The following is a 15,892-nucleotide window of genomic DNA, read 5'->3' as shown; positions in this document are numbered from 1 at the left end:
GTCCGGCCTCAAGCAGGTTGGCCGAGGAGCACGTCCTCGAGCGAGGGTTCGCGCAGTTGCAGATCGGCAAGTGTCGCGCCGAGCGTGGATAGCGATTGCAGCAATGGCATCTTCGCCGGCCGCGGGCACAGCACGGTGGCGCGCGATCCATCGATGTGCAGTTCGCATCCTGGCGCGGCCGCGAGCGCGCGCCGCAGGGCGGGCTCGGCATGTTCAGGGCCGCCCGTCAGCCGCAGGTCGAACCACAGCGGCAGGGCCATCGATTCGCGCAATGATTGCACCGTGCCCTGCGCATGCACGCGTCCGTTTTTCATGATCGCCAGGCGGCCCACGCGCTCCTGGATTTCCGACAGGATGTGCGAGGTCAGCACGATGGTCACGCCCTGTGCCTGCAGTTCGCCCAGCGTGCGATAGAAGTCGCGAATCCCCTGCGGGTCCAGGCCGTTGGTGGGCTCGTCGAGAAACAGGAGTGTGGGCTGGCCGAGCAGGGCCTGGGCGAAACCGAGGCGCTGGCGCATGCCCTTGGAATAGCCGCGCACGCGGCGGTCTGCGGCATGGGACAACCCCACGCGTTCCAGCACGCGCGCGCAATCCGTTCGCGGCGCACGCTTGAGCGCAGCGAAGAATTCCAGCGTTTCCTGGCCAGTCAGGTTGTCATAGAACACCACGTTTTCCGGCAGATAGCCAAGGTTGCGCCGCACCGAGCGGAAGGCCCCACTGCTCATGGGCTGGCCTCCAATGCGCACTTCACCCGCGGTGGGCGCCTCCAGCCCAAGGAGCATCTTGAACAGCGTGCTTTTGCCCGCGCCGTTGTGGCCGATCAGGCCGAATAGCTCGCCGGGATGCACCGTCAGGCTCACGTCCGCCACGGCTTCGATCTCGCCGTAGCGCTTCACCAGTTGCCGCGCTTCAATCATGCTTGTTCACCCACGCGCGCCAATCATTACCCCGTGGACGCATGCGGGGGCTTGCGTCGACCACACTGGGTGAGCGCAGCAGCGGGAATTGCTCCGAGATCAGCCTCAACGTCTGTACCGCGGGGCTATTGAGCAGCAGCTTGGCGCTCGGAAAGCGCCACAACAGCCGGTCCATCAGATCGCTTGCGCGATAGGGCACGTCGCCGCGGCCGTCGCCGTTGCGGTCCCATCCGGCATAGTTGCTCCAGTAATTGCCGCTGCGCCCGCCCCAGGGCTCGTCGTGCGTGGCAACGTAGCGCACCTGCTCCTGGTTATCGATGAAATCGTTACCGTCCACCTTGTTGTGAATGGACCCGGCCCAGACGTGCATGCCGACCGTGTTGCCGATGACGAGGTTGTTGCTCAGCACGTTGTATTCGGCGTCGTAGACGAAGAAGCCGCGCAGGTTTCCGGACACCACGTTGTCTTCAATGACCGAATCCTGGATGGTGCGCAGCATGATGCCGTGGTCGGTGTTGCCCCAGGCGCGGTTGCCGCGCACGATCTGGCGGCGCGTCATCATGAGCGCCAGGCCGCCGCGGTTGTGGTAGGACTCGTTGCCCTCCCACACGTTGTCGTTGGAGTTCATGTAGTGCGTGCCATAGCGCACGTTGTGGATGCGGTTGGCACGAAACAGCGCGTGGTGCGAGACATCGACATAGATGCCGTCACGCGAAAAACTGATCTCGTTGCCGTCGAGCTGCGCACCCGTCGTGTTGTAGAGCTGGATGCCGTTGCCGCGCTGCGCGGAGGGGTAATCGCGCTTGCCGGCAATCACGTTGCCCACGATGCGCACATCCTTCACGCCTTCAATCCAGAGGCCGAACAGGTTGTAGGTGAGCTCGCAGTGTCTGACCGTGGCGCGATCGGCGCCGGGCTGGATGTAGATGCCGGCGTTCTGCGCGCCGAGGTCGTCGCCGCTGTCGCTGACAATCAGGCCATCGATCGTGACGTCTGGCGACACGACGCGGATTACATCGCCGGCAAGGCCGCCGCTGATGGTGGGGCGGTCGATGCCCACCAGGGTCAAGGGCTTGTCGATCCGGACCGGACCTTGATACCGACCGCGCTCGATGATGAGGGTGTCCCCCGCATGCGCGAGCGTGACCGCCTGCGCAATCGAACTGCCGGCATGCACGCGAATCTCTGCACCGCAGGCCGCAGTGCAGACCAGCAGTGCCGAGATCGCGCAGAGGAGCCGGTTCAGTAGAGCCATTTCAGTTGGGGCAGGGATTGCAGCGCCGGCAGCACGCCCACGCCCTTCATGGCAAGGAAGAGGCCTGCGCCAATCAGCAGGTTCTTCATGCCGACATAGGCAGCCATGTCGGCCCAGGAGGCTGTACGCAGCTTGTAACCCCACCAGGCGCCTTCCTTCACATAGGGCTTGCACGCCATGCGCATGACCCATTCGTAGGCGGACCACGCCAACCACCAGCCCAGTACGATGCCGGCGCCAAGCCTGCCGCCCGCACCGAGCAGCCACGCCCAGGTGACGAGCACAGCCAGGCCAATGCCGGCGGCACGGAAGAACAACGGGTGACTGAGGAATTGCCGGTTCCAGGGGAAGAGGTGATCAGTCAGTTCGCGACGCAACCGGGCGAGCGTGCCCACCGGTGGCGGCGGCAGCGAAGCGGGCGTTGGTGCAGCGGGTTTGGGCGGCGCGCTTGGCACTGGCCGGATCGGGATGTAGTAGCCGTCGGCGCCGATCGGTGTCAGTTTCAAGCCGGCGCTCGTGCGGTGCTTGCGCTCCTTGACCAGCGGAGGGCACGCATGATCGTCGTAATACATGACCATGCAATCCAGGCACAGCAGGCATTCGCGCTGGTCGATCTTGCCGTCGCGTCCGATGGCTTGCGATCCGCAGCCCGCCTCGCAGGCGCGGCACGGGCCGCATTCCTGCTTGCGTTTCAGACCCCACCACCGGAACGTCGACGGGATAGCGAGCGAGGCGCCCAGCGGGCACAGGTATTTGCAGAATGGCCGCTCGATGAACAGAGCGGCGACAGCCAGCACGCTCCAGAACGTGACGAAGGGCCACGTCCGGTTCCAGACGCCGACCAGGAACGTGGTCTTGAACGGCTCGATCTCCGCCAGCTTCTCGGCGGTGCCCATCGAGTAGAACGACATCCCGAGCAGGCCGGCAAACACGCCGTACTTGATCCACTTGAGCTTGTCGTGCAGCGCCTTGGGCAACTGGAACTGGAAGCGCGCAAGACCAAGTTTGCCCCCCACCTTGTAAAGGATCTCACTCAGCGAGCCGTAGGGGCACAGCCAACCGCAGAACATGCCGCGGCCCCAGAAGAACACGCTGATGATGATGAACCACCAGAACAGGAAGATGAACGGATCGGACAGGAACAGATCCCACCGCCACTTGAAGAGAATGGCGTGGAACCATGTCAGCACCTGCGTGATGGACGGCTGCGCCATGAGATGGAATCCAGCGAAGCCGATGCTCGTGGTCCACAGCGCGTACTTGGGCCAGGAGACCCAGCGCTTGTCCTTGCGCCTGGAGCGGCGCACCAGCGTGTCGCGCGACGCGTATACCGCGCCCGCGCCAATCAACAGGAGGGCGAACAGGCCAATCTCGACGGCGCGCGCCTTCCAGATCTGCAGCCAGGGCGGAGCGGGGCGGTCGTACTGCGGCCGCCCGCCAACCAGCTCATCCGCCGGGAGCCAGTATTCCTGGTCGAAGCTTGTGAATGTCTTTGCGCCGGTTTCCGCGTCCAACTTGTTGGCCAGGAACACCAGCTTCCACGGATACGCCGACGAAAACCCCGGGCTGCGGATGATGAAGATGCCAGATTCGCGATACTCAGGCGCACCGGTTGCGCGGATGCCGTAGAGGTTCTGGTAATCGAGGTCCCGGAAGGTGAAGGTGTCGGTATCCTGGGCGACCTGGATGCGGTCGAAGATGCCCCCGCGCACGAAGCCGGAGCCTTTGAAACTCTCCGTGCCGTTCGACGCGATGAAGATCGCGTGTTCGCCGGGCTTCAGGCTCGACATGAGCGATGCGTAATTCGCATCGCCCAGAATGCTGCGCCCTACGACAGGCGCACTGATGTCACCGAACACCATATCCACGTAAGGCTGGCCGCTGGCCTGCAGCCCAACATCCTCGGGGTGCACGGTCAAGCGCTGCACAGCGCCTTGATCCAGCAGCGCCTTCCAGCTCAGGGGCTGACTTGCCTGCGTAAACTTCGCCTGGGCGCGCCGCTTGGGCGCGATGATGCCGGCCTGTTCTGCCACGGCCTTGCCGCTGCGCAGAATGACCTGATTCTCGGACATCACCGTCACGGTCGCGCCACTGATCGCGTCGAGTTCGACGGCGCCCTCGCTCACGGCGTGGGATTTGCCGATCTCGATGCTTCCCCCGACGAACTTGCCGACGTATTGCGAGGTGAAGTGCGTCAGTTGGGTTTCTGGAATGCCCAGCAGAAGGATCGGCTCGGAATGTCGCAGGACCTTGACGCCCGTGATCACGCCGTGCGCATCTATGCCCATCAGGGTAATGATGGGTTTGCCCGAATAGCCGGGCATGTCCACGATGTCGGTCGACAGGAACGCATAGCCGACCAGCTGGCGCTTGCCCGCAACGTCGCGATAGCCCTCTACGTAAGGGGGGTGCCCCTTGCGCGGTGAGAAGCTGCTGGCGCCAGGCAGCACGTCCGTGCAGGGAACCATTGCGCACAGGTTCGGGTCGGTCGATAAACCGGCGGGCAGCGGCGCCTCGTAGGCCATGCCGCTGATGCCCGCCAGCGCGGACGTGTCCATCGCACAAGTGGCGGCAATCACCGCCAATCGTGAGAACAGGTGTTTCATACGTCCGCCTTCTCCCTTACGCCTCTACAAGCATGCGCGAGCGCATTTCCAGGTGCAGCGCGTGACAGAAGTTGGTGCAGTAGCACCAGTAGACCCCGGGCTTGTCGACCTTGAAGGTGACCGACTTGGTTTCCTGCGGGTTCACGATGAAGTTGATGTTGTACTTCGGGATGGCGAAGCCGTGGGTCAAGTCCTCCACCTTGTCGAGGTTGGTGAGGATGATCGTCACCTCATCGCCCTTCTTCACAGTGAACTCGCGCAAGCCAAAGGCAGGTGCCTGCGAGGTCAGGTAGACCGTCACCTGCTTGCCCTTGCGCTCGACCCGGCACTCCTTCGGGTCTTTCACCGCGTGCGGGAACTCATCGATGTTGTAGACCTGACGCGTCTTGATGATGTCGCGGCGGATGACGATCGAGTCGTGCGGCTCGGAATAGACCGCATGGTCTGCCACGAGCTTCATCTTGTCGCCGGAGATGTCGATGAGCTGCGCTGTTTCCGGGTGCAGCGGGCCGACCGGCAGGAATCGGTCTTTCGAGAACTTGTTGTCCGAGATGAAGAACTTGCCATCCGGCTCCTTGGTTTCGCCCATCGAGGTGAAACCGTGGCCCGGCTGGTAATTGACGTCGATGCGGTCCACCACTGGCACAGCGGTCTTGTCGCCCTTGAACGCCTTGATCGCCGCTTCAAGGTTCCATTTGACGATCTGGCTGTCGAGGAACAGCGTTGTATAGGCGTTGCCGCGGTTGTCAAAACCGGTGTGCAGCGGCCCGAGCCCGATCTCGGGTTCGGCAACGACGCAGTCGCGCGGCTCCTTGATCTCGCCGTTGAACCACTTCAAGACGAGGTCGTGCTCGATCAGGGTTGCCGTCGGCGACAGCTTGCCGGAACAGGCGTAGTACTTGCCGTCCGGGCTGGCATTCACGCCGTGCGGGTTCTTGGGCACGGGCACATAGCAGGTCAGCGCGGTCTTCGGGTCGGTGTTGGCGGCTTTGGTGCCATCGACGACAGGGACTTTCGAAGTGCCGATGGTGAAGGTCTTGCCGGCTTTGACCGCGGCTTCGATCCGTGCCACGTTGAAGAACACGCACGCGTCGCGCTCGGCGGACATCATCTCTTCGTAATGCACACCGCCTTCGGTGTTGTACTGGTTGGAAGCAGCGAGCTTGCCGTCATACGACGTGGCCACCAGGTCCATGTTGCCGTCGACCTTGACCTGCCAGCGGGGCTCCATCGTCTCCGCGTCCACGCAGGTGAACAGGCAGAAATACTTCTTCGGGTCGTTCAGGTCGCGGCCGTCATTGGGCTGCGGAATATGGAACTCGTTGCCACAGAACACGCGGGTGGTGTGGTTGATCTTGTCATCCACCGGGTCCCGCTTGTCTGGGAAGACGCCGTGGAAGCCCTGGACGTTCGGCAATTCGACGATCTTGTCGCATTCCATCGTGTCCATGCGCACCCGGGCGAGCCGGCTGTGGATCTTGTCGTTGACGAAGATGTATTTCCCGTCGTACGTGCCGTCGGTATAGGACGGATGCACGTGGTGGGTATCGCCGGTCCAGTACTTGAGCGTGCCGTCCGGGTTGGTGCCCATGATCTTCTTCGATTCGTTGGTGATGCCCCAGCCCACCAGGCAATCGATGTTGAAGACGGGGATGCGCTTGAAACAGCGCCCCGAAGGCAGACCGTAGATGCGAACCTCACCCGAGTGGCCGCCGCTGGAGAACGCGTAGTACGTGTCCAGCTGGCCGGGCGGCACTTCGTACTTGCTGTAGTCGACGCCGCCGGCTGCGCCCGGTTTGCCATCGGCCGGAGCCGCCGCCGCAGGTGCATCCTTGTCCGAGCCTTTGTTGCAGGCTGCCAGTCCGGCGGACAGGCCGACGCCGACCAGGCCCGCTGCCGTCCGGTTCAGAAAGCTGCGTCGTGTCGGGCTCACCGGAATCGGATTCTCAAAATCATTGTTGGATTGGCTCATCTCTTACGCTCCCTCAGAATTGGAAACCACATTAACAAACCGCAGGAATTTGCTATTGATAGTCATCAAAGTCAGGGGAAACCCATCAATTCGAGATGAATTGAAATGAGCCCTATTCGATTGACCATTGGAAATTTGAATAACCTATTTTTAATGAGGCTATTCGGATATGAATGAATGTGACGATGCCGTTGCGCTTTGTGCGGGTCGCGGTGTGGATCAGGTGGTTGTGGCAGGGCGGCCGCCCAGCGCAGCAAACGCGGTTGTCATCCGGTCTTGATGGCGGCCATCCACATCGCGCAGGACGAAATAAGCGGCCAGCCCGAGTTGCTCGGCAACCTCGACGCCGCGCTCTGGGCCCAACACAATCAGCGCCGTAGCGTATGCGTCGGCAATCGCACACTGCGACGCGGCCACGGTGACGGAACTCAGGCCATTGGCGATTGGGCGGCCTGTACGTGGATCGATCTCGTGTGAGTAATGTTGCCCATCCTGCTCGAAGCAGATGCGGTAATCGCCCGACGTTGCCATTGCCATATCGCGCAATGGCACGACGAATCGGGCACGGCGCGGTAGCGTCCGCTGAGGCTCTTCAATACCGATTTGCCACGCGCGCCCGTCATGGCGCCGGCCCTTGGCGCGCACCTCTCCACCCACCTCGACCATGTAATCGGAGATGCCAAGCGTGTCGAGCGCGAGGGCCGCCTGGTCGACACCAAAACCCTTTGCGATGGCCGATAGATCGGCATAAACGCGAGGGTCGGCTTTCGTGGCGGTACGCGTGCGCGGGTCGATTTCCAGTGCGCCGGTGCCGACTGCGCTCTTGAGCATCGCCAGCTCGTACGGCGTTACCACACGTTGAGCCTTTTCCGGCCCGAAGCCCCACAGGTTGACGAAGCTCCCGGCTGTGACATCAAACGCGCCATCCGTTGCGAGGCTCACTGATCTCGCCATCTGCAATACGCTGATCGTGTCGGCGGACAACGCGAAGGGGCGCCCGCCCGCATACCGGTTCAGTTGCGACAGTTCCGAGTCCGCCCGATACGTTGACATGCGTTGGTCGACTCCCTGTACAGCCGCATCCACGGCTGCGCGCGCCGCATCGAGCAATGCCGTGTCGTCAAGCGATGCAAGCGCGAGCCGGACGTGATATGTCGTGCCCATCGTGTCGCCGTCGAAGGCATATCGGTACTGGGCCGCCGGTGCGCTCGCGGCCGGACTGGCAGTCCAGCGCAGCGTGTGCGTCAGTCCGGCGAGCCCGATACTCGGCAGGGTTCCACGGAGGGGCGGAGTGCAACGGTTCAAGATTTCACCGCATGTGTCAGAAGCGGCCGATGGTAGCGCTACGCCTGCGACACAGATTGATTCGCATCAATTGGCCGAAATACCCGTGGCTAGAATTGATACAAATCAAGTATTGGAGATGCATTTTTATCCGCAATGCAATGTCGGGTATTTTTTTTGGATAATTTTTTGCTATGCAGGAATTGGAAATGCCAATGCCGTAAGAAGGGTCTATTTAAATTAGATAGAAGTCATTCATGCCCTCGATCAATTTAGAAGGTGGGCAGAGTCGATATGCTCGTCATCCTGGCGTTGGCTGGCGACGCGATTGTCGATGGGATGCGGCAATGCCTCTCCCGCGGTGCCGTCGATCTGTCTTTTGTGGGCGGGGAAGCAGCGCCCGCTTACCTTCGGAGGAGCTTTCAGTTGTGATTCGCCGCAGTCCTCTTCTGTTCAGGGCCGTCATTGCCTGTGGCACCAGCGCGAGCGGATGGAGCGGGTCATGACGATGCGCCGTCCGCTGTTGGCACTGGCTGTATTGCTTGGGACGCTCTGGTCTCTCTGGTGGTTTGTGGGACGTGCAGCCCTGCGGGCGGAACCGAAGTTGCCTGACGAGATCTGCTTTGTCGCGCCGGCCGTGCCGTACGATCCGCGGTCCGGATTGCAGCCACATGCCCCTCGTCCGGTTCCAGCCAACGCGCGTTGCCCCGTCTGTGGGGCGTTTCCATCTCGCGTTCCCGGGTGGGCGGCGCAGCTCATTTTTGCCAATGGCGATGCGTACTTCTTTGATTCACCGCTGACCCTGTTCATCTACCTGCGAAACCTGCAGCGCTATGCACCCGGGCGACAGGCCTCGGAAGTTGCCGCCAGCTACGTGCATGCCATGGGAGACGGTGGATGGCTTCCGGCACTGCAGGCCGTTTATGTGTCGGGGTCGACCGCTCTGGGGCCGATGCGGCGCGGCAATCTTCCCGCATTCCGGAATCTGGCGGATGCGCAACAGTTCATCGCGCGAAATGGTGGCGTGGTGGTGCATCCGGCGGATATCACGGCAGACCGGCTGGAGGATGTCGAGCCGCACCGCATGCATCGCGCGGCAGACCCCATATAGGGGGGCGGTGTATTTGCGCAGCCAGGGGGCACGACCGCAAACCGGGCGGCTCGCTCATGCGAGCGGATCGGGTTCGAGAGGGGCCATCGCCACCGCGCGGGACGGCTTTTTGCCGATAAGCGTGCTTTCAAGGCGTCTTCTTTGCGCTTCGATGGCCAGACCGGGGCGGGATAATGCGAGCGTCCGTCCACCCCTCGCACGCCCGGCATGTCCGAAGAAAGCGATCTCGAAAAAACCGAACCAGCCTCTCCGAGGCGCCTCGAGCAGGCGCGCGAGGAAGGCGACGTTCCCAGATCACGGGAACTGGCTTCGTTCGCCCTCACGGCGGTGTCCGCGGGCGGTTTGTGGGTGATGGGCGATTCGATTGTGCGGGCTGCGTCATCTTTTCTGGCGCGCTGCCTGGAGTTCCACCGCTACAACTACACGAGCGGGCAGGACCAGTGGAACTACGTCACGGGCCAGTTCATGCCGCTGGCCATGGCGCTGGGCGGGCTGATGCTGATGCTGGTGATTGCCGCGCTGTCGCCGCTGGCGCTCACGCGCGGGGCCATCTCGTTCAAGCCGCTGGCCCCCGATATTTCGCGCCTGTTCAAGCTGCAGGGCCTGACGCGCATGTTCTCGCTGGAGGGGCTGATGGAGTTGCCCCGCCTGCTGATCAAGCTGTTCCTGATTGCCGGCGTGGGCTGGTTGCTGGTCCGGTATTACCGGGGTGACCTGATCGAACTGCCGCAGCAGGACCTGGGCGTGGCCATGCGCGACACCCTGCACGTGGCCGGCGTGGCCTTCCTCTGCATGGCGGCGGTGATGATGCTGGTGGCGGCCGTGGATGTGCCGCTGTCGTTGTGGCAATACGCGCGCAAACACCGCATGACCAAGGAAGAAGTGCGCAAGGAGCACCGCGAGTCCGAAGGCGATCCGCACGTCAAGGGCCGCATCCGCAACCTCCAGCGCCAGGCGGCCCAGCGCCGCATGATGGCCGATGTGCCCAAGGCCGACGTGATCGTCACCAACCCGACGCACTACGCCGTGGCGCTGCGCTATTCCGAAAAGGAAGGCGGAGCGCCGCGCGTGCTGGCCAAGGGCGCTGACATGGTGGCGGCCAAGATTCGCGAGCTGGGGACGGAGCACAAGATTCCCATTCTGGAAGCGCCCCCGCTGGCCCGTGCGCTGTACCGCCATACCGAGATCGGCCACCAGATTCCCGAAGCGCTGTACGCCGCCGTGGCCGAAGTGCTCGCGTATGTCTACCAGCTGCGCCGCCTGCACCAGGTGGGCGGCCGTGTGCCGGTGCGCCCGACCGACCTGCCGGTGCCCGCCGATATGGACCCGGGGCCACAGCCCGGCCCGGACGACGAGCCCGAAGACGCTTAAACCGCCGCCGGCCGAGCAAAAAGCCTCACGCGTCGAGCTCTGAGCTCGGACCGCCGAGCAAAAAGCCTCACGCGTCGAGCTCCGAGCTCGGACGGCCGAGCAAAAAGCGTCACGCGTCGAGCTCCGAGCTCGGACGGCCGAGCAAAAAGCTCCACACGTCGAGCTCCGAGCTCGGATGGCCGAGCAAAAAGCTCCACGCGCCGAGCTCCGAGCTCGGACGGCCGAGCAAAAAGCCTCACGCGTCGAGCTCCGAGCTCGGCTCGCCGAGCAAAAAGCTCCAAGCATCGAGTTCAGAACTCGGGCTGCCGAGCAAAAAGCCTCGTGCTCGACACTTTTAGCTCCGCGAACGGCCGTTTGAGGCTCGCGCATGGGGCGCTTGGCATGCAATGCCGGCCAATCGGCGCCAATGGCCGCTTCCGCACCCCCCGGTGGGAGGGTATTTCAAAGAAAAGCCGCCTTTTGGGCGGCTTTCTCACGTCTTCGATTTGGCGGCTCACCGGGCAAGATGGCATCCATCGAAAAGCCCCCCGCTGCACGCCCCGCCAATGAACGCCGCACTGCTCCGAGTCACCGACATCCTGCGCAAGGGCGACTACCGCTCCGCCGCGGGCCCGGTGCTCATCATCCTGATCCTGGCGATGATGGTGCTGCCATTGCCGCCATTCATCCTCGACCTGCTGTTCACGTTCAACATCGCGCTGTCGATCATCGTGCTGCTGATCAGCATGCACACGCTCAAGCCGCTGGATTTCTCGTCGTTTCCGAGCATCCTGCTGATCACCACGCTGATGCGGCTGTCGCTGAACGTGGCGTCCACGCGCGTGGTGCTGATGGAAGGCCACACCGGCCCCGACGCCGCCGGCAAGGTGATCGAAGCCTTCGGCCACTTCCTGGTGGGCGGCAACTACACCGTCGGCATCGTGCTATTCATCATCCTGGTGATCATCAACTTCATGGTGATCAGCAAGGGCGCGGGCCGTATTGCCGAGGTCAGCGCGCGCTTCACGCTGGATGCAATGCCCGGCAAGCAGATGGCGATCGACGCCGACCTGAACGCCGGCCTGATCCGCGAAGACGAAGCCCGCAGGCGCCGCACGGAGATCGCCCAGGAAGCCGAATTCTTCGGCTCCATGGACGGTGCCAGCAAGTTCGTGCGGGGCGATTCGGTGGCGGGTATCGCCATCCTGCTGATCAACATCGTCGGCGGCCTGGCCGTGGGCGTGCTCCAGCACGGCATGGACGTGGGCCACGCCGCCACCAACTACACGCTGCTGACCATCGGTGACGGCCTGGTCGCGCAGATTCCCGCTCTGGTGATCTCCACCGCGGCGGGCATCATGGTCAGCCGCGTCTCCACCGACAAGGACGTCGGCCAGCAACTGTCGAGCGAGCTGTTTGCCATGCCGATGGTGCTGATGACCACCGCCGGCGTGCTGGGCCTGCTGGGCCTGGTGCCGGGCATGCCGCACATCCCGTTCGTGCTGTTTGGCGGCGGCCTGGGCTACCTGGGCTGGTACCTCAAGAAGAAGCGCGAAGTGCCCGAGGTGGAGCCCGTGCTGCAGGCCATTGCCCCGGTGGATACGCCCGAGGCGAGCTGGGACGACGTGTCGTGGGTCGACGTGCTGGGCCTGGAAATCGGTTACCGCCTGATCCCGCTGGTCGACAAGAGCCAGGACGGCGAGCTGCTGCGCCGCATCAAGGGCATCCGCAAGAAGTTCACGCAGGACATGGGCTTCCTGGCGCCGGTGGTGCATATCCGCGACAACCTGGAACTGGGCCCGTCGTCGTACCGCATCACGCTCAAGGGCGTGGAGATCGGCCACGGCGAAGTGCAGCAGGGCAAGTTCCTCGCCATCAACCCGGGTGGCCAGGACGGCATGGGTGGTCATGGCGGCATGGGCGGTCGCCTGGGCACGCAACTGCCCGGCACGCCCACCGTGGACCCGACCTTTGGCCTGCCGGCCATGTGGATCACCGCCGATGTGCGCGATCGCGCGCAGGCCGAGGGCTACACCGTGGTCGATTGCAGCACGGTCATCGCCACCCACGTCAATCAGTTGATTTACACCCATAGCACCGAGCTTCTCGGCCGTTTGGAAGTCCAGCAATTGCTCGATCATTTGGGCAAGGAAGCACCGAAGCTGGTCGAAGACGTTGTGCCGAAGCTGTTGCCCGTCGCGACCGTGCAGAAGGTGCTGCAGAACCTGCTGGACGAAGGCCTGCATATCCGCGACATCCGCACCATCGTCGAGACGCTGGCGGAACACGGAGGCAGGACGCAAGACCCCGCCGAACTCACCGCCGCCGTGCGTGTGGCGCTGGGCCGGGCGATTGCCCAGCAGCTCTTCCCGAACAAGACCGAAATGCAGGTCGTCACGCTTGACCCGAATCTGGAGAACATCTTGCTGCAAAGCGTCGTTGGCTCTAACGCCGGCCCGATCGAACCGCAACTGGCTGACTCGCTCATGCAAGCGGCTGCGGACTCGTCGCGGCAACACGAACAGATGGGTCAGACGGGCGTCCTGCTCGTACCGCCCGCACTGCGCCCGATGCTTGCACGCCTGTTCAAGCGTGCCGCACCGAGCCTGCGCGTGCTGTCGCACGCAGAAATTCCAGATCACCGAACGATTAAGGTTGTCGCCATGCTTGGAGGCCGCGCATGAAAATGCATCGATTTACCGGACTGACGTCGCGTGACGTCTTGCGCAAAGTCCGCGACCAACTGGGCGATGGCGCTCTGATCCTGTCGAACCGCGCCATTCCGGGTGGCATCGAGATCATCGCGGCATGCGACTCGCACGTGGATGCGCTGGTCGACACGCAATCGTCGGCACCCAAGACGGCGCAGCGCCGTCCGATGGCGCCGGCCCCGATTCCCGAGCCCGCCCCGATTGCCGCTGCAACCGCAGCCGTCGTTGCCGCCCAGGCACCTGCTGAAGAAGCTCCGCAGGCCGAGGCACCGGCACCGAACGCGCTGGCCCGTCTGCGCAACCGCTTCATTGCTTCGCGCCGCGCCCCCGCACAGGAAGACGCACCGGCAGCGCCGGTCGCTCAAGTCGCTCCGGCAGCCAAGCCTGCCGGCCGTACGCTGCAAACGCGTGTTGACGACGACGTGGCGTTCGGCGAAGAAGATGCGCTGGCTGCGTCGACCCGCATGCTGGCTGGCCTGTCGCTGGACCGTGCCAATGCCGAGGTTGCCCAATCCGCAGCGCAGGCCATGGCCAGCACCGCCCAGTTCATCGCGCGCCGCACCACGATGGAAGACGACGAGCCGGAGGTGGAATCGACCGCCCGCTTTGCCGCACGTCGCGAGCAGGCACGTGAACAGGCACGCGAGCAGGATGACCGCCCGGTTTCGCTGCGCAGCTTTGCCGAGCGCGTGGAAGCCCAGGCCCGTAACCTTCGCGCCGAACAACAGAAGGCCGAAGCGCCCGTGAAGGCGCGCATCGAGGCGCAAGCCGACGCAGACAAGGCGTCCGACATTTTCGTCCGCGTGGAGGACACGATGGCCAAGGCCGAAGCACCGCGTGATGACGTGAGCCTGCAGCGTTCGGCCATCCAGGCCGACGTGAAGGAAAGCATCCGTGCCGAGACCGACGTGATGACCCGCCGCATGGTCGGCGAGATCGAAACGCTCAAGAGCACCCTGAACGACGCCATGTCGAGCTTGGCCTCGCTGGGCGTGAAGCTGGGCGACCCGGTGCGTACGCGCCTGTTCCAGACCATGCTCAACGCAGGGTTCTCGGCACAGCTCACGCGCTACGTGCTGGAGAACATGCCGCAGCACGACTCGTATGAGGGGGCGCTGGACTTCGTGCAGCGCGCGATTGAAAAGAACCTGAGCACCGTGTCGGATGAAAACAGCCTGCTCGACCAGGGTGGCGTGTTTGCCCTGATGGGCCCGACCGGCGTGGGCAAGACCACCACGACCGCCAAGCTGGCCGCGCGCTTCGTGCTGCGCCATGGCGCATCGCGCGTGGCGCTGCTCTCGACCGACAGCTACCGGATCGGCGGCCATGAACAACTGCGCATCTACGGCAAGATCCTGGGCGTCTCGGTGCATGCCGTGAAAGACGCGCAAGACCTGAGCCTGGCGCTGAACGACCTGCGCGAGAAGCACGTCGTGCTGATCGACACCATCGGCATGAGCCAGCGCGACCGCGCCGTGTCCGAACAGATGGCGATGCTGCATGCCGTGGGCCCGTCGATCAAGCGCCTGCTGCTGCTCAACGCTGCCAGCAACGGCAAGACGCTCGACGAAGTGGTGGGCGCCTACCGTGACGCCAACCTCGCCGGCTGCATCCTGACCAAGATCGACGAGGCTGCCTCGGTTGGCCACGCGATGGACGTGATGATCCGCCGCCGCCTGCCGCTGCACTACGTGTCGTACGGTCAGCGTGTGCCGGAAGACATTGCGGTGCCGAACAAGAAGCTGCTGATCCATCGCTCGTTCCGGGCCGGTGCGGAGCAGTCGTCGTTCACGCTGGATTCGGATGAATCGTTGCTGGTGGCGCAGGGCGCGGTGTTGCGTAACTCAGGTAACCGCGAACCTGGCCTGGCCGCTTTCGATTTCGCCTGACAAGGGGGCGACCATGACGACGCCATTCGCCAAGGATCAAGCCGCAGGGCTGCGGCGCATGCTCGGTCATGCTGCTGCCCGCCGTGTGCTGGTGATCGGTGCGGAAGAGCAGGTCGATGACTTTGTCGACAACCTGCGCATCGCGCTGTCCGCCATGGGCCGCGACACGGCCGTGGTGAACGCCCAGACCATGCTCGCCATGCCCGGCGTGCTCGAGCAGTACGACGAGACGGCGGATGTGACGCTCGTGGCCGCGCATTTCGGCACCCGGGCGCTGAGCACCGTGGCCGAAGCCTGCGACGACGTGCTGCTGACCTTCTCCGATGGTCCGGAAGGCATCAAGAGCGCGTACACGCTGCTCAAGAAAACCGCCGTGCTGCAAGGCAGCGCTGGCATCCGCACCGTGGTGTGCGGCGCGCATTCGGTGGATTCCGCCGTGCGCGTGTTCGGCAACCTGGCCAACACCGTGGGCCAGTACCTGAACACCCGTATCGATTTCGCCGGCTACCTCCCGGAGGACCGGCACGTAGAACTTGCGCTCTCGCTCGGCAAGCCCGTGGCGAGCGCGTTTCCCGCATCGCCTTCGGCCATGGCCTTCCGCCAGCTTGCCGAAGAAATGTTGAGCTGGGCCAGCGCCGAGGCCCAAGCCGGTGATGGCAATGCGCCGTCGCGGGTGGTCATGTCGGCGCGGGCACCGGCACAGCCGGCAGATGAATCGGCGCAAGCAACGTCAATGTCGACAGCGACTCCGACGCTTGGCGCCACCGCACGCGCGGCCGAATTGGTTTATTGAGGCG

At 63.7% G+C, this 15,892-nt stretch carries 10 protein-coding genes; 5 read left to right on the top strand and 5 right to left on the bottom strand.

The genetic code is table 11. The features are described from left to right. Positions 1 to 8 precede the first annotated feature (8 nt). From ACTJK6_RS12145 to ACTJK6_RS12125, 5 genes are all read right to left on the bottom strand, one after another. Positions 9 to 917 carry an ABC transporter ATP-binding protein gene (locus ACTJK6_RS12145; RefSeq protein ID WP_322017792.1) on the bottom strand — a complete coding sequence of 303 codons (909 nt, stop codon included), beginning with the start codon at positions 915 to 917 and terminating at the stop codon, positions 9 to 11. After that, on the bottom strand, positions 910 to 2,172 hold the full coding sequence (locus tag ACTJK6_RS12140) for a nitrous oxide reductase family maturation protein NosD (protein ID WP_232039930.1): 1,263 nt from the start codon (positions 2,170 to 2,172) through the stop codon (positions 910 to 912). Before ACTJK6_RS12140 ends, ACTJK6_RS12145 begins: the two co-directional genes overlap by 8 nt. Next, on the bottom strand, positions 2,160 to 4,778 hold the full coding sequence (locus ACTJK6_RS12135) for a 4Fe-4S binding protein (protein ID WP_440839142.1): 2,619 nt from the start codon (positions 4,776 to 4,778) through the stop codon (positions 2,160 to 2,162). The genes ACTJK6_RS12140 and ACTJK6_RS12135 overlap by 13 nt, the downstream gene beginning before the upstream one ends. A 16-nt stretch (positions 4,779 to 4,794) precedes the next feature. Beyond that, entirely contained in the window at positions 4,795 to 6,750 is a 1,956-nt protein-coding gene (gene nosZ, locus ACTJK6_RS12130) for a TAT-dependent nitrous-oxide reductase (protein WP_232039928.1), read from the bottom strand. Positions 6,751 to 6,969: 219 nt separating this feature from the next. Then, positions 6,970 to 8,055, bottom strand: coding sequence for an FAD:protein FMN transferase (locus ACTJK6_RS12125; RefSeq protein ID WP_260801415.1), 1,086 nt, complete (start codon positions 8,053 to 8,055; stop codon positions 6,970 to 6,972). A gap of 481 nt (positions 8,056 to 8,536) precedes the next feature. On the opposite strand from ACTJK6_RS12125, the gene ACTJK6_RS12120 reads away from it, so the two are divergent. The 5 genes from ACTJK6_RS12120 (at position 8,537) to ACTJK6_RS12100 (ending at position 15,888) form a co-directional block, all read left to right on the top strand. Next, a complete protein-coding gene (locus ACTJK6_RS12120) occupies positions 8,537 to 9,145 on the top strand; it encodes a nitrous oxide reductase accessory protein NosL (RefSeq protein WP_316879203.1) in 609 nt (202 codons plus the stop codon). Positions 9,146 to 9,352: 207 nt separating this feature from the next. Continuing rightward, positions 9,353 to 10,516, top strand: a complete 1,164-nt coding sequence (flhB, locus tag ACTJK6_RS12115; protein WP_232039925.1) for a flagellar biosynthesis protein FlhB — start codon at positions 9,353 to 9,355, stop codon at positions 10,514 to 10,516. A gap of 545 nt (positions 10,517 to 11,061) precedes the next feature. Next, positions 11,062 to 13,179 (top strand): flagellar biosynthesis protein FlhA, encoded by a 2,118-nt coding sequence (flhA, locus tag ACTJK6_RS12110; protein ID WP_232039924.1) that lies wholly within the window; start codon positions 11,062 to 11,064, stop codon positions 13,177 to 13,179. Beyond that, the gene (gene flhF, locus ACTJK6_RS12105; RefSeq protein WP_440839141.1) at positions 13,176 to 15,095 is read left to right on the top strand and encodes a flagellar biosynthesis protein FlhF; all 1,920 of its coding nucleotides are present in this window, start codon (positions 13,176 to 13,178) and stop codon (positions 15,093 to 15,095) included. The genes flhA and flhF overlap by 4 nt, the downstream gene beginning before the upstream one ends. Before the next feature lie 13 nt (positions 15,096 to 15,108). Beyond that, a complete protein-coding gene (locus ACTJK6_RS12100) occupies positions 15,109 to 15,888 on the top strand; it encodes a MinD/ParA family ATP-binding protein (RefSeq protein ID WP_232039922.1) in 780 nt (259 codons plus the stop codon). The last annotated feature ends 4 nt before the right edge of the window (positions 15,889 to 15,892 follow it).

The organism is Ralstonia sp. 22086, assembly GCF_052045975.1.
Classification (GTDB): domain Bacteria; phylum Pseudomonadota; class Gammaproteobacteria; order Burkholderiales; family Burkholderiaceae; genus Ralstonia; species Ralstonia wenshanensis.
Note: the sequence above shows the minus strand (reverse complement) of the source record. Positions and strands in the feature narration are given on the sequence as shown.